The 20,175-nt window shown below is 72.2% G+C and carries 17 protein-coding genes; 10 read left to right on the top strand and 7 right to left on the bottom strand.

Features of this window, described 5'->3' with window-relative positions:
• The first annotated feature begins 233 nt into the window (after positions 1 to 233).
• From dacB to ACWDVW_RS17645, 4 genes are all read left to right on the top strand, one after another.
• Entirely contained in the window at positions 234 to 1,724 is a 1,491-nt protein-coding gene (gene dacB, locus ACWDVW_RS17660) for a D-alanyl-D-alanine carboxypeptidase/D-alanyl-D-alanine endopeptidase (protein ID WP_449950006.1), read from the top strand.
• 66 nt (positions 1,725 to 1,790) lie between these two features.
• Positions 1,791 to 2,858: a zinc-dependent metalloprotease gene (locus ACWDVW_RS17655; RefSeq protein ID WP_449949848.1), complete on the top strand. Its 1,068-nt coding sequence runs from the start codon at positions 1,791 to 1,793 to the stop codon at positions 2,856 to 2,858.
• Between the two features lie 2 nt (positions 2,859 to 2,860).
• On the top strand, positions 2,861 to 3,889 hold the full coding sequence (tilS, locus tag ACWDVW_RS17650; protein ID WP_449949846.1) for a tRNA lysidine(34) synthetase TilS: 1,029 nt from the start codon (positions 2,861 to 2,863) through the stop codon (positions 3,887 to 3,889).
• Positions 3,886 to 5,520, top strand: a complete 1,635-nt coding sequence (locus ACWDVW_RS17645; protein WP_449949843.1) for a gamma-glutamyltransferase family protein — start codon at positions 3,886 to 3,888, stop codon at positions 5,518 to 5,520. Before tilS ends, ACWDVW_RS17645 begins: the two co-directional genes overlap by 4 nt.
• Positions 5,521 to 5,580: 60 nt before the next feature.
• Here the strand turns inward: ACWDVW_RS17645 and ACWDVW_RS17640 are convergent, their stop codons facing one another.
• Entirely contained in the window at positions 5,581 to 6,540 is a 960-nt protein-coding gene (locus ACWDVW_RS17640) for a GlxA family transcriptional regulator (protein ID WP_449949841.1), read from the bottom strand.
• A 148-nt stretch (positions 6,541 to 6,688) separates the two neighbouring features.
• On the opposite strand from ACWDVW_RS17640, the gene ACWDVW_RS17635 reads away from it, so the two are divergent.
• The 5 genes from ACWDVW_RS17635 to ACWDVW_RS17615 all read left to right on the top strand — a co-directional run bounded on the left by ACWDVW_RS17635 (position 6,689) and on the right by ACWDVW_RS17615 (position 11,582).
• A complete protein-coding gene (locus ACWDVW_RS17635) occupies positions 6,689 to 6,826 on the top strand; it encodes a hypothetical protein (protein WP_396742196.1) in 138 nt (45 codons plus the stop codon).
• Positions 6,827 to 6,924: 98 nt separating this feature from the next.
• The gene (gene hpt, locus ACWDVW_RS17630; RefSeq protein WP_013736289.1) at positions 6,925 to 7,500 is read left to right on the top strand and encodes a hypoxanthine phosphoribosyltransferase; all 576 of its coding nucleotides are present in this window, start codon (positions 6,925 to 6,927) and stop codon (positions 7,498 to 7,500) included.
• 339 nt (positions 7,501 to 7,839) lie between these two features.
• Positions 7,840 to 9,858 (top strand): ATP-dependent zinc metalloprotease FtsH, encoded by a 2,019-nt coding sequence (gene ftsH, locus ACWDVW_RS17625; protein WP_350698614.1) that lies wholly within the window; start codon positions 7,840 to 7,842, stop codon positions 9,856 to 9,858.
• A gap of 92 nt (positions 9,859 to 9,950) precedes the next feature.
• A complete protein-coding gene (gene folE / locus ACWDVW_RS17620; protein ID WP_449950004.1) occupies positions 9,951 to 10,568 on the top strand; it encodes a GTP cyclohydrolase I FolE in 618 nt (205 codons plus the stop codon).
• A gap of 129 nt (positions 10,569 to 10,697) precedes the next feature.
• A complete protein-coding gene (locus ACWDVW_RS17615) occupies positions 10,698 to 11,582 on the top strand; it encodes an IS5 family transposase (RefSeq protein WP_449950001.1) in 885 nt (294 codons plus the stop codon).
• 23 nt (positions 11,583 to 11,605) lie between these two features.
• Here the strand turns inward: ACWDVW_RS17615 and ACWDVW_RS17610 are convergent, their stop codons facing one another.
• Complete coding sequence (locus ACWDVW_RS17610; RefSeq protein ID WP_449949833.1) at positions 11,606 to 12,328, bottom strand: hypothetical protein; 723 nt, start codon at positions 12,326 to 12,328, stop codon at positions 11,606 to 11,608.
• On the bottom strand, positions 12,325 to 14,889 hold the full coding sequence (locus ACWDVW_RS17605; protein WP_449949829.1) for an FtsK/SpoIIIE domain-containing protein: 2,565 nt from the start codon (positions 14,887 to 14,889) through the stop codon (positions 12,325 to 12,327). Before ACWDVW_RS17605 ends, ACWDVW_RS17610 begins: the two co-directional genes overlap by 4 nt.
• A gap of 197 nt (positions 14,890 to 15,086) precedes the next feature.
• Here ACWDVW_RS17605 and ACWDVW_RS17600 point away from each other — a divergent pair, with 197 nt between their 5' ends.
• Positions 15,087 to 15,647 carry a hypothetical protein gene (locus ACWDVW_RS17600; RefSeq protein WP_449949999.1) on the top strand — a complete coding sequence of 187 codons (561 nt, stop codon included), beginning with the start codon at positions 15,087 to 15,089 and terminating at the stop codon, positions 15,645 to 15,647.
• Positions 15,648 to 15,651: 4 nt separating this feature from the next.
• Here ACWDVW_RS17600 and ACWDVW_RS17595 read toward each other — a convergent pair whose 3' ends face one another.
• The 4 genes from ACWDVW_RS17595 to ACWDVW_RS17580 all read right to left on the bottom strand — a co-directional run bounded on the left by ACWDVW_RS17595 (position 15,652) and on the right by ACWDVW_RS17580 (position 20,174).
• Positions 15,652 to 16,245, bottom strand: a complete 594-nt coding sequence (locus tag ACWDVW_RS17595) for a hypothetical protein (RefSeq protein WP_449949827.1) — start codon at positions 16,243 to 16,245, stop codon at positions 15,652 to 15,654.
• A 13-nt stretch (positions 16,246 to 16,258) separates the two neighbouring features.
• Positions 16,259 to 17,428 carry a M23 family metallopeptidase gene (locus ACWDVW_RS17590; protein WP_449949824.1) on the bottom strand — a complete coding sequence of 390 codons (1,170 nt, stop codon included), beginning with the start codon at positions 17,426 to 17,428 and terminating at the stop codon, positions 16,259 to 16,261.
• A 236-nt stretch (positions 17,429 to 17,664) separates the two neighbouring features.
• Entirely contained in the window at positions 17,665 to 18,222 is a 558-nt protein-coding gene (locus ACWDVW_RS17585) for a hypothetical protein (protein WP_449949821.1), read from the bottom strand.
• On the bottom strand, positions 18,219 to 20,174 hold the full coding sequence (locus ACWDVW_RS17580) for an MFS transporter (protein WP_449949818.1): 1,956 nt from the start codon (positions 20,172 to 20,174) through the stop codon (positions 18,219 to 18,221). Before ACWDVW_RS17580 ends, ACWDVW_RS17585 begins: the two co-directional genes overlap by 4 nt.
• Position 20,175: the final 1 nt, after the last annotated feature.

Raw genomic sequence — 20,175 nt, 5'->3', positions numbered from 1 at the left:
CCGGCACCGCGTCCGTGCCATCCGGCACCACGTCTGCTTCCGTGCCGCCGGGTACCGCGTCCGTGCCGCCGGGTACCGCGTCCGTGCCGCCGGGTACCGCGTCCGTGCCGTCCGGCACCGGGTCCGGTTCGGTCGGTCGGGTGAGCGTTCCGGCCGGGTCCGTGGCGGTCCCGGCCGCAGCGGCGTCCGGGGCGGCCGACACGCCGTCCGGCCCGCAGGCGGACGCCGGCGCGGTGCCGCCGGCCCCACCCGGGGACACCGCCGCCCCGGCCGAGAAGGGGACACCGCCCGCGCCGCCGTCCGCCCCGCGCCGACGGCTGCCGCTGGTGCTCGCCGCCGTGCTGGCGCTCGTGCTGGTCGGGGTGGGAGTGGTCGTGGTACGCCCCGGCCCGGTCGGTCAGTGGCTGGGCGACGACCCCGACACGTCGACGGTCGCGGAGTCGCCGGAGCCCGATCCGGTCGCGGTGCTGGCCGCGGCCGACGTCGGCGCGCCCGTGCCCAGCGCCGACGGGATGCGCGCGGTGCTCGACCCGCTGATCGGTGACGCCGCGCTCGGCGACCGGGTCAACCTCGCCGTGGCCGACGCCCTGACCGGGCAGTTGCTCTTCGACCGGGGCGGCGCCGAGGCCACCGTGCCGGCCTCGGTGACGAAGTTGCTGACGGCGGTCACCGTGCTGACCGCCCACGGCCCCGGTCACCGGATCCCGACCCGGGTGGTGGCGGGCGCCCAGCCCGGTGAGGTGGTCATCGTCGGTGGCGGGGACCCGTCCCTGTCCGCCGGTGGCAAGGGCTTCTACACCGGCGCCGCGAGCCTGGAGAGCCTCGCCGAGCAGGTGCGTACGGCCCTGGGCGGCACCCCGCCGACCAGCGTCGTGGTCGACTCGTCGCTCTATCCCGGGCCGGTGTTCGGGCCGGGCTGGGACGACGACATCCCCACCGGCGGCTACGGCGGCGCGATCACCGCGCTGATGCTCGACGGTGCCCGCAAGGACCCCAAGGCGGGGCGGGGCTGGGCCGAGCGGGTGCCCGAGCCGGACCTGACCGCCGGGCGCGCCTTCGCCAAGCTGCTCGGCGTACCGGCCGGTGCGGTACGCAAGGGCACCGCCCCGGTGGCCCCGGTCGACGCGACCGGCGGCACCGAACCCGGCGCCGAGTTGGGCGTGGTGCACTCGCCACCGTTGATCCGTCTGGTCGATGTCATGATCAGCGAGAGCGACAACATCGTCGCCGAGGCGTTGGCCCGCCAGGTCGCGCTGGCCCGCGGCCAGCCCGCGTCGTTCGCCGGTGCCGCCACGGCGATGGCCGAGATGGTGCCCGAACTGGGTCTGCCGGTGGACGGGCTGACGCTCGCCGACGGCAGTGGCCTGTCCCGGAAGAACCTGATCAGCCCCGCGCTGCTGACCGAACTGCTGGCCCTCGCGGCCGGTCCGGACCGGCCCGAACTCGGCGGCATCTTCGGTGGACTGCCGGTCGGTGGCTGGTCCGGCACGCTGCGCGACCGCTACGGTTCGGCACCCGGCACGGACGCCGGTGTCGGGGTGGTCCGCGCCAAGACGGGCACCCTGACCCGGGTGCACGCCATCGCCGGTGTGGTGACCACCGCCGAGGGACGGCTACTCACCTTCGCGGTGCTCACCGACCAGGTGCCGCCGGACGGCATGGAACCCGCCCGGGTGGCGCTGGACCGGATCGCCGCGGCGCTCGCCACCTGCGGCTGCCCCTGACCGGGAAGGCCGGTGCACCCGGCGCGATCCGGGGACGGGTGTCGTGGCGCGGGTACGGTGGGTGGCATGGCGCAGTTCGTGGACTGGGATCTGGCCGCCGCTACTGCGGGGGCGCTGGGTAAGTCGGGCCCCCGGGTGTCGTACGCCGAGGCCACCGAGGTGGTCACCGAGCTGCGCCGGTTGACCGACGAGGCGGCCGGGCACGTCGCCGACTACACCGGGTTGACGTCGCAGGTGGCCCATCCGCCGGTGCGGGTGGTCGACCGGCGCGACTGGGCGGCGACCAACATCGCCGGCCTGCGCGAGGTGATCACCCCGCTGGTCGGCCGGCTCGCCGAGGACAAGCAGCCGGGCGCGTTCACCGAGGCGATCGGGTCGCGGGTCACCGGAGTCCAGGCGGGAACGGTGCTGGCGTACCTGTCCGGCCGGGTGCTCGGTCAGTACGAGGTCTTCTCCGCCGACCCGGGTCAGCTTCTGCTCGTCGCGCCGAACATCGTCGAGGTGGAGCGGAAGCTGGGCGCCGAGCCACGGGACTTCCGGCTCTGGGTGTGCCTGCACGAGGTGACCCACCGGACGCAGTTCACCGCGGTGCCGTGGATGCGGGCGTACTTCCTGGGTGAGGTGCAGGCGTTCGTGGACGCCTCGCAGGGGGGCGAGCACCTGGTCGAGCGGCTGCGCCGGGGCGTGGGCACCCTCGCCGACGTGGTCCGTAACCCGGAGAGCCGGGCCAGCGTGCTGGACATCGTGCAGACCCCGGGGCAGCGCGCCGTGCTGGACCGGCTGACCGCGCTGATGACGCTGTTGGAAGGGCACGCCGAGTTCGTGATGGACGGCGTCGGGCCGCAGGTCATCCCGAGTGTCGAGCGGATCCGGGCCGGATTCGACCGGCGCCGGGAGGCCGGCAACCCGGTGGAGAAGGCGGTCCGCCGCCTGATCGGCATCGACGTCAAGCTCCGGCAGTACGCGGAGGGCCGCAAGTTCGTCCACGCGGTGGTGGACCGGGTCGGGATGGCCGGCTTCAACCGGATCTTCGAGTCCCCGCTGACGCTGCCCCGCCTCTCCGAGCTGAGCGAACCGGACGCCTGGGTGGCCCGGGTGCACGGTCCCGTCGGGCCGAAGCCCCCCGCCGACTGAGCATGGCCCGACTCGCCCCGCCGGTCGCCGCGATCCGGGTCGCGGTCCGTCGCGCGCTGGCCGACCTGACGGCGTCCGGACCGGTGCTGGTGGCCTGCTCCGGCGGAGCCGACTCGCTCGCCCTGGCCGCCGCCGCCGCGTTCGTGGCACCCCGGTCGGGACGGGCCGCCGGGCTGGTCACCGTCGACCACGGGTTGCAGCCCGGCTCCGCCGAGCGGGCCGAGGCGGTCGCGGACTGGGCGCGGCAGAGCGGGCTGGCGCCGGTGGAGGTGGTCCGGGTGGAGGTCGCCGGTCGACCCGGTGGCCCCGAGGCCGCCGCCCGCCAGGCCCGCTACCAGGCGTTGGTCGAGGTCGCCGGTCGGTACGGGGCGGCGGCGGTGCTCACCGGGCACACCCGGGACGACCAGGCGGAGACGGTCCTGCTCGCGCTGGCCCGAGGTGCCGGCCCCCGTGGGCTGGCCGGGATGCCGGCGTACCGGGAACTGGCCGGTGTGCCACTGCTCCGGCCGCTGTTGGAGACCGGTCGGGAGCAGACCCGGGCGGCGTGCACGGCGCTGGGCCTGACCCCGTGGGAGGACCCGCACAACACCGACCCGGCGTACGCCCGGTCGCGGGTACGGGCCGACGTACTGCCCGCGCTGGTCGCGGCGCTCGGCCCGGCGGTGGTGGACAACCTGGCCCGTACCGCCCGGCTGGTCGCGGCGGACAACGCGGTGCTGGACGGGCTGGCCGTCGAGGCGCTGACCGCCGCCCGGCACCCCGACGGTGGACTGGCCGTCAAGGCGCTGGCCGACCTCGCTCCCGCGCTGCGGGGTCGGGTGCTGCGTGCCTGGGCGCACGAACTGGGCGCCGCACCGGCCGCCCTGTCGCACCGGCACGTCGCCGCCCTGGACACGCTGGTCACCGGCTGGCGGGGCCAGGGCGCGGCGTACCTGCCGGGTGGGTTGCGGGTCCGCCGGCACCGCGACCGCCTGCTGCCGGCGGACCGGCCCGCCACGCCCCCGACGGACGACGACGAGGTCGACACGTGACGTACCCCCGCAGGCCGCTGTTCGCCCCGCACGGCGCGGTCGCCACCAGTCATCCGCTGGCCACGGCGGCCGGGCTGGCCGTGCTGCGCCGGGGCGGCAACGCGGTCGACGCCGCCCTGGCCACCGCGACCACGCTGACCGTGGTGCAGCCGCCGTCGAACGACATCGGCGGTGACCTGTTCGCCATCGTCTGGGACGGCAACCGGCTGCACGGGCTGAACGCCTCCGGCCGCTCACCGGCCGCGCTGACCCGGGACCTGGTCCTGGCCGCCACCGACGGCCGGGGTGCCGAACCCGCCGACGCGCTGGGCGGGGCGCAGGCCCGGGGACCGGCGATGCCGGCCCGTGGCTGGCTGCCGGTGACCGTGCCGGGCGTACCGGCGGGCTGGCGCGACCTGCACGACCGGTTCGGCTCGCTGCCCTTCGCCGACCTGTTCACCGACGCGATCGGGTACGCCGAGCACGGCCACCCGGTCTCCACCGGTACCGCCGAGACCTGGGCCCGAGCGGTCGCCGGACACGCCGGCCGCACCGGCGGGGAGTACGCCGAGTTCGCCCGGGTCTTCGCCCCGCAGGGACGGGCACCCCGCCCCGGCGAACGCTGGCGCAACCCGGACGCCGCGCGGACCCTGCGACTGATCGCGCACAGCGGGGCCGAGGAGTTCTACCGGGGCCGGATCGCGGCGGCCCTGGCCGACCACGCGGCCCGGACCGGTGGGCTGCTCACCGGTGACGACCTGGCGGCGCACGCCTCCACCTGGGTCGACCCGGTGCCGGTCGGCTACCGGGACCACGAGGTGTGGGAGCTGCCGCCGAACGGGCAGGGTGTGGCCGCCCTGATCGCCCTGGGCATCCTCGACGGGCTCGATCCGGCCGACGCGTCGTGGCGGCACCGGCAGATCGAGGCGGTCAAGCTCGGCTTCGCCGACGCGCACGCCCACGTCACCGACGCCGACCGGATGCGGCTGCCGGTCCAGGCGCTGCTCACTCCCGAGCACCTGGCGTCGCGCCGGTCCTCGATCACCGAGGACGCGGCCGATCCGGTCGCCGGGGTCCCGGAGCGCGGCGGCACGGTGTATCTCTGCGCGGCGGACGCCGACGGGATGATGGTGAGCCTGATCCAGTCCACCTACCTGGCCTTCGGCTCGCACGTGGTGCTGCCCGGCCACGGCTTCGCCCTGCAGAACCGGGGTCTCGGCTTCCGCCTCGACGCCGACCACCCGAACGTGGTGGGCCCGGCGAAGCGGCCGTACCACACCATCATCCCCGGGTTCCTGACCCGCGAGGGCGCGCCGATCGGGCCGTTCGGGGTGATGGGCGGACACATGCAGCCCCAGGGACACGTGCAACTGATCTCGTCGACCGTGGACGCCGGTCTCGACCCGCAGGCGGCGCTGGACGCCCCGCGCTGGTACTGGCACGCCGGCCGGGCGGTGCTGGTGGAGGGTCACCTGGCAGCCGGGCCGGGCGGCGCCGAACTCGTCGCCGACCTGCGCGCCCGGGGTCACTGGGTCACCGTCGCGGACGAGCCAGCCGTCTTCGGGTACGGCCAGGCGATCTGGCGGCGTCCCGACGGCGGCTACGTCGTCGGCTCGGAGTCCCGGGTCGACGGTGCGGCCGGCGGCTTCTAGGTCCCGTGTCGACGTCCTCGGCTCGACCGAGGACGTCGACACAGGCCCCAGGCGTAGGGGTCAGCCCGCCGGAGCGCGGTCGCGGAACGTGGTGCGGTACGCGTGCGGGGTGGCGCCGACCCGGCGGGTGAAATGGTGCCGTAGCGCGGCGGCGTCCCCGAAGCCGGCCCGCTCGGCGACCACCTCCACCGACAGTCCGGTGTCCTCCAGCAGCCGCCGGGCCAGCAGCACCCGCTGGCCGGTCAGCCAGTCGTGCGGGGTGGTGCCGGTCTCCGCCCGGAACCGGCGGGCGAACGTCCGGGGCGCCATGCCCGCGCGGGCGGCCACATCGTCGACGGTGAGCTGCTGGTCGAGCCGCTCCATCAGCCACTCCAGCACCGGCTCCAGGGTGGGTGCCTCCGGTGCCTTCGGAATCGGCGCCTCGACGTACTGCGACTGGCCGCCGTCGCGGTGCGGCGGCACCACCATCCGTCGGGCCAGCCGGGTGGCGACGGCCGAGCCGTGCTCCTGGCGTACCAGGTGCAGGCAGGCGTCGATGCCGGCGGCGGTGCCGGCGCTGGTGAGCAGCCGGCCGTCCTGCACGTAGAGCGAGTTGCAGCGGACCTGGGCACTCGGGTGGCGGCGCTGCAACTCGTCAACGTGCCGCCAGTGCGTGGTGCATTCCCGGCCGTCGAGCAGCCCGGCCTCGCCCAGCAGGTACGCCCCGGTGCAGACGCTGAACAGGTGTGCCCCCCGGTCGGCGGCCCGCCGCAGCGCCGCGCGCACCTCGGCGGGCGCTTCGGCGCCGTGGTGCGCCGGCACGGCCACCAGGTCGGCCTGCTCGATCGGACCTAGGTCGGCGGTGGGCACCAGGCCGAAACCCGCGGTGGTACGCACCGGGGCGCCCTGCGGGCTGCACAGGTCGAACCGGTAGCCGGGCAGGCCGTCGGCGGTGCGGTCGGTGCCGAAGACCTCGGCGAGCACGCCGACTTCGAACGGGGCGACGCCGTCCAGGGTGAGTACTGCGACCGAGCGAAGCATGTGACGAGGGTAACCCGAGAGGTGGCGGAAAATCGAGGGTGAATGGCATTCCTGCCACTGTCCGGCGGTTGGCGAGGCGCGGAGACTGGTGTCAGCCCGGTGCACCGGCGGCGAGATCACCAGAAATCACATGAAAGCGAGCGTCGCCATGGGACTCCTGTTCTTCCTCGTGTTCTTCCTGCTCCTCGCCCTGCTCTCGGCCGCCGGGTTGACTGCGGACAGCCGGGACTCGGCCGACTGGAAGCCCTCCGACGGCGGTCATCGCTGGCGGTCCCACCCGTCCTGAACCGATTAGTGCTCTTCGTCCCAAAAATCCGGGCTGGGGTCGCCCGAAAGAGGCGGCCCCGCCGACGACGAACCCGGGGCGTACGGCAGGCTAGGGCCATGGCTGACGGCTCCTGGTACGACGCCGACATCGACCACGTGATCATTTCGGAGGCGCAGATCCGCGAGAAGACCGCGGAACTGGCCAAGCAGGTCTCCGCGGACTACGCCCACGTCACCGACGGGCTGCTGCTCGTCTGCGTACTCAAGGGCGCGGTCATGTTCATGGCCGACTTCGCCCGGGCGCTGGGCCGCCAGGGACCCCCCGCCGAGCTGGACTTCATGGCCATCTCCTCCTACGGCCAGGGCACCACCTCCTCCGGAGTGGTCCGGATCCTCAAGGACCTCGACCGGGACATCGCCGGCCGGCACGTCGTCGTCGTGGAGGACATCGTCGACTCCGGGCTGACCCTCTCCTGGCTGCTGCGCTACCTGGAGTCCCGGTCCGCGGCGAGCGTCGAGGTGGTCGCGCTGTTCCGCAAGCCCGACGCGGTCAAGGTGACGGTGCCGGTGAAGTACGTCGGCTTCGACATCCCGACCGAGTTCGTCGTCGGGTACGGCCTGGACTTCGGCGAGCGCTACCGCGAGCTGCCGTACGTCGGCGTACTCAAGCCGGAGGTGTACGCCCGGTCCTGACCCCGGCCCGACCGGCGTGGCGGCCGAGTCCGGTGCCGCCGGTCCGGCCGACGTTCAGCCGACTTTCAGCTGGTAGGGCTACCGTGGACTCCGGTGACGGTGGAATCCGCTCTCCGTCACGCCGGTCGACATCCGGTTCGCCGTACGCGTAAGTGCTGGGCTCGCCAGCTCAGATCCGTCTCGTACGGTGTACCGTCGAATGACCGTGGCGCGACAATTCGTGCCCCGGGGTCGAGGCCGGCCCGCACGGCGGCTCCGGCAGCCGCCCAGGCGGCGACACCCACAGTCGGTCAGGACGTCGATCAGGAGGATGCGGGCGTCTCGGCGCTCGACAACAGCATGGAACGTACGCGTTTCTTCCGCCGACCGGTGTTCTGGGTCATCCTGGTCATCCTCGGCGCCGTCGTGCTCAGTCAGTTGTTCACCGGTGGGCCCAGCTACCACCGCGTGGACACCTCAGTCGCGCTCGATCAGCTCAACAAGGGCGGCATCGAGAAGGTCGTCTTCCAGGACAAGGAACAGACGATCCAGCTGAACCTGGCCGAAGAGGCCGAGTTCGGCGAGACGAAGACCAAGCTGATCGAGGCCCAGTTCCCGTACGAGGTGGGCAACGAGGTCTGGAACCAGGTCCTCGACGCCAAGGCGAACAACCGGGTCACCGGGCCGGCCGACACCGAGGTGTCGTCGGACAGCATCTGGGTCAGCCTGCTGGTCAACCTGCTCCCCATCGTGCTGCTCGTGCTGCTGCTGCTGTTCTTCATGTCGCAGATGCAGGGCGGCGGCTCCCGGGTGCTCAACTTCGGCAAGTCCAAGGCGAAGATGATCACCAAGGACACCCCGAAGACCACCTTCGCGGATGTCGCGGGCTCCGAGGAGGCCGTCGAGGAGCTGCACGAGATCAAGGACTTCCTGCAGAACCCGGCGAAGTACCAGGCGCTCGGCGCGAAGATCCCGAAGGGCGTACTCCTCTTCGGGCCGCCCGGAACCGGTAAGACGCTGCTCGCCCGGGCGGTCGCCGGTGAGGCGGGGGTGCCGTTCTACTCGATCTCCGGTTCCGACTTCGTCGAGATGTTCGTCGGTGTCGGCGCCAGCCGGGTCCGCGACCTGTTCGAGCAGGCCAAGGCCAACGCTCCCGCGATCGTCTTCGTCGACGAGATCGACGCCGTCGGTCGCCACCGTGGCGCCGGCATGGGCGGCGGGCACGACGAGCGTGAGCAGACCCTCAACCAGCTCCTCGTCGAGATGGACGGCTTCGACGTCAAGGGCGGCGTCATCCTGATCGCCGCCACCAACCGGCCGGACATCCTCGACCCCGCGCTGCTGCGCCCGGGCCGGTTCGACCGGCAGATCCCGGTCGACGCCCCCGACATGGAGGGCCGCAAGGCCATCCTGCGGGTGCACGCCAAGGGCAAGCCGTTCACGCCCGACGTCGACCTCGACTCGGTGGCCAAGCGGACGCCGGGCTTCAGCGGCGCCGACCTGGCCAACGTGATCAACGAGGCGGCCCTGCTGACCGCCCGCAAGGACCAGCGGGCGATCAGCAACGAGTCGCTGGAGGAGTCGATCGACCGGGTGATCGCCGGCCCGCAGCGCCGGACCCGGGTGATGGGCGACCAGGAGAAGAAGATCACCGCCTACCACGAGGGTGGTCACGCGCTGGTCGCCTGGGCACTGCCGCACGCCGCGCCGGTGCACAAGGTGACGATCCTGTCGCGCGGTCGCTCGCTGGGGCACACCCTGGTGCTGCCCACCGAGGACAAGTACACCCAGACCCGTGCCGAGATGATCGACACCCTGGCGTACGCGCTGGGCGGCCGTGCCGCCGAGGAACTCGTCTTCCACGAGCCCACCACCGGTGCCGGCAACGACATCGAGAAGGCCACCGCACTGGCCCGCGCGATGATCACGCAGTACGGCATGAGCTCCAAGCTCGGTGCGATCAAGTACGGCACCAGCGGGGACGAGCCGTTCCTCGGCCGCAACATGGGCCACGAGCGGGACTACTCCGACTCCGTCGCCGCCGAGATCGACGGCGAGATGCGGGCGCTGATCGAACTGGCCCACGACGAGGCCTGGGAGATCCTGGTCGAGTACCGGGACGTCCTGGACAACATCGTGCTCGAGCTGATGGAGAAGGAGACCCTCTCCACCGCCGACATGGCCCGGATCTGTGCCCGGGTGGTGAAGCGTCCGCCGATGGCGCCGTACAACGGCTTCGGCAAGCGGCAGCCCTCCACCGAGCCGCCCGTGCTCACCCCGGCCGAGAAGGACGCGCTCAAGGTGCAGGCCGAGGCCGACGGCGCCCAGGCCACCACGGTCGGTGGCGTCAGCTCGAACAACTCGGACGGCCCGCACTGAGCACCGACGACACGGCGGCCGGTCCCCAGCCACGGGGATCGGCCGCCTCGGCAACCGAGCCCGACATCGATGACCTCGACGATCTCGACTACATCGCCGCCCGGCTGGTCAACGGCCGGCTCACCGGCCGCCCGGTCGAGGAGACCATGGACCTCGGCCGGATCGAGAAGGCGGTCCGCGAGATCCTGATCGCGGTCGGCGAGAACCCGGACCGCGACGGCCTCCAGCAGACCCCGGCCCGGGTGGCCCGCGCGTACGCCGAGCTCTTCGCCGGCCTGCGGGTCGACCCGGCCACGGTGCTCACCACCACCTTCGAGGCCAACCACGAGGAACTCGTCCTGGTCCGGGACATCGACGTGATGAGCCTCTGCGAGCACCACCTGCTGCCGTTCCGCGGCAGCGCGCACATCGGCTACATCCCCGGGCCCGACGGTCGGATCACCGGCCTGTCCAAACTGGCCCGGCTGGTCGAGGTCTTCGCGCGGCGTCCGCAGGTGCAGGAGCGGCTCACCTCCCAGATCGCCGACCTGCTGATGGAGCGGTTGGCACCACGGGGTGTGGTGGTCGTGCTGGAGTGCGAGCACATGTGCATGGCCATGCGCGGCATCCAGAAGTCCGGCGCCAAGACGATCACCTCGGCGGTCCGCGGCACCCTGCAACGGGACGCCAAGTCCCGCGCCGAGGCGATGGCCCTGATCATCCCGCGCTGAGCGGCTCGGGACCTCCCCGGCACGGGGACCGGCCGGGCACCGGTGCCGCCGGAGCCCGGCCCGGGCCGCTCAGAGAGTGTTGTGATACCTGGAGGTGATCTTCGCTGACTGTGTCAGCGAAGATCACGTCTGTGTCGCTGTGTCTGTAAACCGGCGTACGTGTCGTCGTTGACTGATGGGCAGTGGGCGGTGATCGAGCCGTTGCTGCCGGTGCGGGACCGGCGTAGGGGTGGTCGGCCGTTGCGGTATCCACGTCGGCTGGTCATTGACACGATCCTGTACGTGCTGCGGACCGGGGCGGCGTGGCGGCACGTCCCGCACGACCTCGTGCCGTGGGACGTGGCCTACCGGTGGTTTCGCTGCTGGAGCGCCGACGGGACCTGGGACCGGGTTCATGACCGGCTGCGAGACGCGGTGCGGGTGGCCGAGGGACGTGACCCGCAGCCGTCGGCGGCGGTGTTGGATTCGCAGACCGCGCACAGCCACCAGGGCGGTGAGGCAATCGGCTACGACGCCGGCAAACGCACTCGGGGCCGTAAGCGGCATGTCCTGGTCGACACCTGCGGACTGCTGCTCAAGGCCGTGGTGCATTCCGCGTCGATCCAGGAACGTGCCGGCGCCAAGCTGGTCCTCGCGGGGATCACCGAAACGTTCCCGCTGCTGGGCCTGGTCTGGGCCGACGGCGGCTACGTCAACCGCGTCGACGCCGGGCTGCTGGACTGGGCCCGCAGCCACGCCGGGGTCGAGTTGCAGATCGTGGCCCGCAACGCCGACGTGAAAGGCTTCCAGGTGCTGCCCCGCAGGTGGGTGGTGGAACGAACCTTCGCCTGGTTGGGACGGTGCAGACGGTTGGCCCGCGACTACGAGCGCAAGCCCGCGCACGCCGAAGCGATGATCAAGGTGGCGATGATCCGGTTGATGGCCGCGCGCCTGGCCGGCGAGGACGTCGAGCCGCAAGGTCCGATCGAGACCGAGGCAGCTCGACGCCTCAACGACGAGCTCAACCAGAAGTAGCTACCTGGTTACCCAACACTTTCTCAGGCGGCCAGCATCGCCAGGACGATCCCGGCGGTGGTCACCACCGCCGGGACCAGGCAGGCCAGCGCACCGAACCGGGGCGTCCGGTCCACCCGCTCGCCGGGCCGGGGCGGAAAGAGCCGTCCCACCGCGAGCCACCCCGCGCCGAACGCCACCGCCGGTGCCGGCAGGCCGACCAGCAGCGCCAGCACCGCCACCGCGTCGCTGTCGGCGACCAGGTAGGCCACGATCTGGAACAGCGGCACCAGCAGCCCCAACGGCCCGTACAGCAGCAGGTTGCGCGGTCGGGCCGACCAGTGGGCCGCCCCGGGCAGCCCCCGGGCCGCCAGGACGTCGTCCGCACCGTGCGCCCAGCGGTTCGCCTCCCGCAACGCGGCCAGCACCGTCCCCGACCCACCGGTCATCGCGCGGGTCGCCTCGGTCAGCTCCGGCGGCGCGGGCACCAGCGACATCGGCGGTACGCCCAACTCCCGCAGCCGGGCCTCCTGCGGCGCCAACCGGGTACGCACCGCCGTCAACTCCTCGCGGGCGGCCTGGACCGTCCGCGCCTGCTCGCTCGCGGCGGTCGCCGCGTCCCGGCGTACCCCGTCGAGCTGACGGGTCGCGGCCAGATAGTCGGTCCACGCCGCCGGCACCGGATCGGTGGAACCGGACGGTGACGTCCCACCGGTCCGCTGTCGGACCGGCCCGGCGGTCGTGGTCGACGATCCGCTTCCCGTCACGCCGCCTCCCCGTCCACGTCATCCGGCACGTCGTACGGCACCAGCACCAGCCCACGCTCGGCCGGGCCGTCCCAGAGGACCACCCGCCCGGGCCGGGGCCGCCACTCCACCGGCCGACCGAACACCGGCGTGAGCTGCGCCCCCGGCACACCCGCGACCGCCACCGCGGTCAGCTTGTCGACCGTCTCCTCCGGCCCCAGCAGCGCCGCGAACGACGGCACCGTACGCCACCAACCGAGCAGGTGCTGCCCCGCCGGTGGGCCCTCCCGCAGCAGCATCCGCAGCCGATCCGGTGGCAACTGCTCCGGCGGCGCCACGTCCAGCCCGAACACCACCAGGTAGGCGGGCTGCCCGGCGTCGACGACCGCGAGCAACCCGGCCAGGTCCACCGTCTCCACCGGATGCCGGTTCGCCAACTCCCGCGCCAGGTCGTCGGCCGACGACCGCGACTCGGAATCCGGTACGGCGATCACGAAGCGTGCCGTTCCCGGCGGGTGGTGCGCCGCAGTGCTCCGGGCGGCCGTGGCCAGCAGCCGGGTCGCCTCCGGTCGCGGCCCGAGTACGGCCAGGTTGCGCCCGGCGGCCGGGCCGAGCGGCACCATCACGGTGCTCCGTGCCACGTCCACCGCCCGCCCGAGCAGCGCCGCCGGTGCCAACGTCTGCCCGGACTCGGCCGAGCGGTGGCGCGGATCGTTGCGCAACGAGGGGTACGCGTACCCGGCGAAGACCACCGGCGGGACACTGCCCTCCGGACGCGCCTGCCAGAGACGGTGCCGCAGGCCCTCCACGACGTCCGGCTCGTCCTGCGGATCGGGGAACCGGACCATCCGCTCGTGTCCCCGGATCGCGCCACGCGGACCACCGAGCCCCCCGGCCGTGTTCACCACCGCGCTGCCCACCGGCAGCCCGGCCGCCGAATCGTTGGTCGGCTCCAGCACCGGCCCGCCGCCCGGCAACGCCACCCGCACCGGGAACTGGCCGAGCAGCGAGTCCCGCTGCCCACCGTCGCGTACGCCCAGCCCCAGATCGCCCTCACCGGCCAGCACCAGGTGCACCCCGTACGCCCGGCCCGTCCTGGTCAGCGCGTCCAGCCGGGCCACCACGTCGGCGGCCAACCGGTCCCGCTCGGCGAAGAGCAGCGGCAGGTTCTCCACCACGCAGACCACCCGGGGCAGCCGTCGGTGTCGCCGCAGCTCGGCGAAACGTTGCCCACCCGCGCGGGTCGCCGCGTCGGACCGCCGTTGCACCTCCGCCGTCAACTGCTCCAGCAGGTCCAGCACGTACTCGCGGTCGGCGGCCATCGCTGCGGCCCGTACCTGCGGCACCCAGGACCGGTCCCGCTCGGTCTGGAGGAACTCCGCGAAGGACTCGCCCGCACCGAGGTCGACCAGGTACAGCTCCAGCTCCTCCGGGCCGTACCGGGCGGCGAGACCGAGCAGCGCCGTGGTCAGGAACGTGGCGCGACAACCCCGGGAGCGGCCGCTGACCAGCCAGTGTGGCGTCAACTCGGTGAAGCCGAGAGGCACCGGACGCCCACCCGCGTCGCCGACCGTGGTGCTCAGCCCGTCGGTCGCCTCCGCCTGCCACAACTCGTCGCTCTCCGGCGGGAGCAGGCCCGACAGCGACAGCCGGGTGCCGGCCTCGATCTGGGCGGCGAGTCGGCGGCAGACGGTGTCGACCAGCTCGGCCGGTGGATCCGGCTCGACGAACACCGGCGAGTTCAACCCACCCGGCGAGCCGGTGCCCGCGCTCGCGAACGGTGCCCCGGGCGGGTCGCCCAACAGTGCGTACGCGGTCCGGACGGAGAGCGCGGTGGCCCGGGGCAGCGGATCCCGTCCGCCCGCCGGCCACCCGGCGACCACCAGATGCAGCCCGGCGGTGGGGCCCTGCTCGGCGAGCGCCTCGATCCGCGCCAGGTCGGTCGCCTCGGTGCCGTCCGGCAGGGCGGCGACCACCAGCAACATCGACCGGTCGTGCCGGCGGGTACCCGAGGCCCCCGGCGTCACCCACCGTTCCGCCTCGGTCAACACCGCCCGCAGTCCGTCGACGTCCGTGGCCGGCGGCGGGAGCACCCCCGCGTCGCCGAGTGCCCCGAACGGCCCGAGCACCCCACCCGTCGCGTCCACCGCCCGCACCAGCAGCGCCCCCGCCGGTGTCGCCGCCACCAGTCGCAGCAGTACGGCCCGCAGCAGCCCGGCCACCCGAGGATCGTGCGCGTCGACGTCGACGGCCAGATGCCCGGTGCCGACCAGCGGAACCAGCGCGGGGAAGCGGGCGTCGTCCAGCGGCGCGGCGGTGCCCACCCGGACGAAGGGCGGTGGACCCTCCCCGGCGGGACAGGTCGGCGCGACCGCGTCCAGCTCGGTACCGGCCCAGCCGGGCGCGAGGATCAGTGCGGCACTGCGCAGCCGTTCGGCGAGTGCGTACTGGCGACGCTGGTCGGCGGGAGCGGGACGGGTCTCGTCGAGGACGGCTGCCGCCGCTGTGACCGTCGCGGCAGCTCGGCGGTGCAGCGCGGCGGCACGGAGCGTCCGTGCCTTCGGACCGCCCACCGCGTCCACCTCCTCCGCCCGAGGTCGGCACCAGGTCCCGGGCAGAGACGACGGTATCCCAGTCGCGGCCCCTCCTCGGGGATGCGCGGCGCCACAGCGCCGGTGTTGTCGTGGATCTCACCGGTCGGGAGTGGTCCGTCACGATCTGCTGAATCTGAGGCATTGGGTCCACAGCGTCCAGCCGATAGCCTCAGGGGGTGGAATCAGTGCCGCCCCCCGCCGGTTCCCAGGTCTCCCGCGTACCGGCGCAACGCACCCCGCCGGAGGAGGATCTGGCGCCGCCCTCGACCGCGCCGGCGCCACCCCAGCCTCGGCGGCGACTGCGGAAGGTACTGATGGTGATCACCGGGGCGGTGGCGACGCTCTGCCTGGCGGGCGGTATCACCGGCTTCGTCATGTACGACCGCGCCACCACCCCCGACCGAGGTACGCCAACGGTGGTAGTGGACAGTTATTTGCGCGCGTTCCTGATAGACGAGAACCAAACGCGGGCAGATCTCTTTACCTGTGAGGGCAACACGGACCTGGATCAGCTCAGCCAGCTGAAGAGCGATCTAGAAGCCCGGGAACAGCGCTTCGACGTCAGCATTATGGTCAGTTGGGGAAACCCACGGGCACAAGAGGACGGCGACACCGCCAAGGTTCGAGTTGATCTTCTGTTCTCGGCCCGTGTTGATGGTGTCCGGCAGAATGACCGTCAGACCTGGGTGTTCACAACGAGACTCGGCGATGAGTGGCGTGTGTGCTCTGCAGTTGTCGAGGGCTGAACTACTACTCGACCCATAGCAGGTGTACGGGTACCTCCAGTGTGGTCGGGGACTGGCCGCGCCAGGCCCAGCGGTACCACTCCAACTCGGGCGCGACGCGTACGCAGATGTCGCCTTCGGCACCGGAGTAGGTCTCGGTGACCGCGCGCAGGTCGCGGTGCTCGACGGCGTCGACCATGTGTACGACGCGTCGGCCGGTGACCGCGTCGGCCTCGAAGACCGGGGTGGGGGACCGGTGCGCGGGAGCGTCAAGCGACACGAGCCGCAGGCCGTTGTCCTCGGCGGGGGCGGTAGGCGAGCCCACCGTCTCGACCCAGACCCGCTCGACCGGTACCAGTGGTGCGAAGACCTCCACCTGGTCGGACTCGGCGCGATACCACTCGTGCTCCGGGATGACCGGCACGTAGGTGCGACTGTTCTGCACCACCCGCTCGTCGGCCCGCAGGTCGGTGCGCCATCCGAGACCGGGCAGCCCGACCAGGACGCGTTGCCCGCGCAGATCGACGCGGCCGGTGGCGGGCACGATCTCGATCGGACGGGGTGGTCGTGGCGCCCAGTCCGGCTGGTCGGCGAAGGGGTCGGGAAGGGGTCCGGTCATGACGACGGGTGTCTCACCCCGCGCCCTTGAGCGGTGCGCCCTTGGCGCGCATGAAGGGCACCGGGTCGATGGCGCCCCGGCTGCTGCGGTCTCCGTCGACGTGCACCTCGAAGTGCAGGTGCGGCCCGGAGGAGTTGCCGCTGCTGCCCACCTCGCCGATCACCTCACCGGCCTGCACGGTGTCACCCACCTGGACGCGGGGACGACTGACCAGGTGACAGTATCGGGTGATGACATCCTGGGCGTGCAGCACGTCCACGAACCAGCCGCAGCCGCCCTTGTTCGGCCAACCGTCCACGTTGCAGCTCAGTCGTCCGCGCCGGTCCGGGTCGCACCGCGAGACGATGACCCGGCCGGTGGCCGCGACTCTGATCAGGGTGCCCTTCGGCGCGGCGATGTCCACCCCGTTGTGCCCGGGGCGGCTGGCCGTCTGGAAGCCGGAGCCCACGCCGCCGGGGATGGGCGCGGTCCAGCCGGAGGCGGCAATGTCACCCGACGCGGCCGCGTCGCACACCTGCTGGCCGGCGATCAGCGCCGTCCGGGCGGCACCACCGGCGAGCGCGTCGACGATGCGTGAGGCGAGTTCCTCGTGCTTGGCGTACGCGTCGGGAAAGGCGCTGATCTGGACCCGCTGGGCGGCCACGGTGAGCGGCAGCTTCTCCCAGTCGGATACGTCCACGAGCTTCTCGTAGAACTTGCGGGACGCGTACGCCGGATTCATCCGCTGCCGGACCGAGCCCCACGAGGCACGCTGCTGGAACAGGCCGACCGAGTCGTGGTCGGCGCCGACGCCCTCGTTGGGGATGTCATGCGACTCGGCTACGGTGCGGTTGGCGAGGTTGAGTAGCCGGGACTCCTGCATCGCGGTCGCGACGGCGACCACCCAGCCTCGGGCCGGCACCTCCATCTCCTGGCCGACCTTGATGATCACTGCGGCGTTACGCATCTGCCGTTCGCCGTAGTCGGAGAACCGGGGCATCTTGCCGGTGACGTCGACCTCGAAGTCCCCGGTGCACTCCATGCTGACCGGGTCGATCTGCTCGGCGGACTCGCCGCCCAGCTCGGTGAGGAAGAAGGCACCGGCACCGCCCGTGCAGCACAGCAACGCGAGCGTGGCGGTGAGCGCCGCAGCGAGTGCGCCCACCCGCACCGGCGGCCGACGCGGACTACCTTCGTCGCTCATGACGGCACTCCGCTTCGCTTCGTGCCGCCATGAGGCACCACTGCACCGTGACGATGATTCACTCGCTGACGCTCGCTCATGACGGCACTCCGCTTCGCTCTGTGCCGCCATGAGGCACCACTGCACCGTGACGATGATTCACTCGCTGACGCTCGCTCATGACGGCACTCCGCTTCGCTCTGTGCCGCCATGAGGCACCACCGCACCGCAATGATGATTCACTCGCTGACGCTCGCTCATGCCCGCTCCCAGTCCACGGCGTCGACCAACCATCGCCCGTCCGGCGCCACCAGTTCGAGCCGGAGCCGCCCGGTGTCGAGCGTGACCAGCGCCTCCACGAATGTCTCGCTCCGAGGACGCACGGTCACCTCCTCGGTCAGTTCCCCGGCGGGCACGCCTGCGGGGTCCGCGCCGGCGAGCTTGTCGAGGAGAGCCGGGGTGGCGAACGGGCGTAGCTCCTGATGCCACTGCTCCGCGGACTGGCCGGGCTGTCCGAGCCAGGCAGTCGTGAAGCGTTCCGCGACCCGCTCCGGTGTGGGCTCGCCGGGGCGGGTGACCGGTGACGGCGTCGTGGTCGTCGAGATCGCGCCGTCGTCGCCGGTGGTCGGGTGCACCGTGGTGATCGGCGCCGGCGGGCGGTTGCTCAGTCCGGCGGAGGAGTCGTCCGGTCCGGACACCACCCGGGCCGCCCCGACCACGCCGATCACCAGGACCGCGATGCCGAGCGCGACGCCCAGCGGGGACCGCAACAGCCGGGTGAAGACGAACTCGATCGCACGCCGCACGATGCTCACCGGGCCTCGGAGCGAATCCGCGGCGTCACCTTCTCGGGTGCCCGCTCAGCCGAGCCCGGCCGGTAGATGGCGAACGACGGGTTCTCCTCGGGAACGTCCGGCGCCGTCCAGGAGGCGGGCTGGCGGCGGCGCGGTCGGGGCGCGGAGGGCCGGCCCTCAGGGCGTTGCTCCTCCGCCGGGGAAGGTGTGCCGTTGGGCTCCCGGCCGTCCGGGCGCTGCGGAGCGTCCGGACGCTGTGGAGTGCCCGGGCCGCCGACGGGGACCGGGTCCGGCCGGGCCTCCGGGCGCACCTTCGGCTGCTCCGGCGCCAGGGCTCGGCGCCGCCCCATGCCCGGCTCGGTGGTCCCGCCCGGCTCGGCCACGTCGAGCCGGGCGGCGGTACGCATGTCCCGGAAGAACCTCCGGTGCCAGGACCCGGCTGAACTGACCGCCTCGCTGCTGTCCTTCCCGCCCAACTGGGTGATCCGGCGGTAGGGGCGCAGCAGCAGCCAACCGACCACTCCGCACAGCCAGACCAGGACCACCTGCAGCCAGCCCGGCAGCGTGGCGGTGCTCATGATGAGGTCGACGGCGAAGAGGTAGATGGCGGCACCGGTGCCGAAGATCGCGATGTTGAAGAGAGCCGCCACCACCGCATTGCCGAGACGACGCAGCCCGGCGCTGGCCGGACGGAGCAGACCGATCGTGCCCAGGATCGGCGCGGCGATCACCGCCCACCGGAAGATCAGGAAGCCGAGCAGGACGAGCAGCGACGCGGTCAGGTCGAACATCGCGAAGAGCAGGGCGGCTAGTACGGCGATGAAGCCCGCGCCGACCCGATCCATGTCCCGGACGCCCTGCAGGTACTCGAACGCCTCCGGATCCTCCCGCTCAATCTGCGCCGCGACGGTCATCCACTGCTGCTTCTTGGCACTGATGGTGGCCTCGCGAAGTTGAGGGCTGGCCCTCAACTTCTCTGCCTCTTCCCACGATAACGACTTAGCATCATACAAGGCCTCGCCATATTTGCGAGCAGTCTCACTGTCTGCCGAGCCCAATACGCCGCGAAGCCAGTTTCGGTAAAGAAGTGCTTCGGTTGCGGTATCACTCGCCCGGACTGCAGGTGGCCGTTTGTCCACGCAGGCATCCGGATTTGGCATTACGCATCTTTCGGGCGGAATTGTCTCCGCAGCGGGCCCTACGGCATCATGCACGACGCCTAGAGTGGAAACTAATGCTCCGTCGGCGAGGTTAGCCGACTTGACCGGCCAAGCGGCTAGCGCGGTCACCGCTATCATTACCACCAGCGCCCATCCCGCAGTGGTCATGGCGGTGCTCATATCGGATTGACGCGACCGCCAGAGCAGGTAGAGCCCGACGACGCAGAGCGTGACGATGCCGAAGACGCTGAACACTTTCTGGTATATCGCCTTGGTTGCTTGCTCCACGAGTGGATCTGCCCAGCCCCACATGGTTCCGGGCTCCCACGCGCGCTCGCGAAGCGCGTTTGAGGCGCCGATGATCGCTGTGGCCATCATGAACTCGCCGTTCGCGACGGTGTTGGTGAACTTGTAGTCCGGGTGCAGCAATGTGGTGGCGCAACCGGACTCGACCTTGTAGGTGCTGTAGCTGTATCCGGCGTAGCCGTAGTTGCTGTAGTAATCGCCAGACCCACGCATTGTGTTCGTTGGGGGTCTCGAAGCGAACCAGCCAGCGATGCCGGAGTCCGGTGCGGTCGGTGTCGGGGGGTTCAGGCAGGTGGCCTCCGACTCTGCGACCTGCTGGAGCTTCGCGACGCAGGCCCGGAAGTCGACCTGCCACTCCTGCACGGTGCACAGGTCTGCGGAAGCCTGGTACGCGACCGGGGCGGCGTACGCGGGTGTGGCGGTGAGCCCGGGCCAACTGATCGTGGCTCCGGCGAGGACGCCGAGTGCCAGGAGGAACGCCGTGATCCTTGCCCGGGCCCTCGCCATG

The sequence above is a fragment of the Micromonospora sp. NPDC003241 genome (genome assembly GCF_053589795.1).
This window is presented reverse-complemented; position numbering and strand designations above follow the sequence as displayed.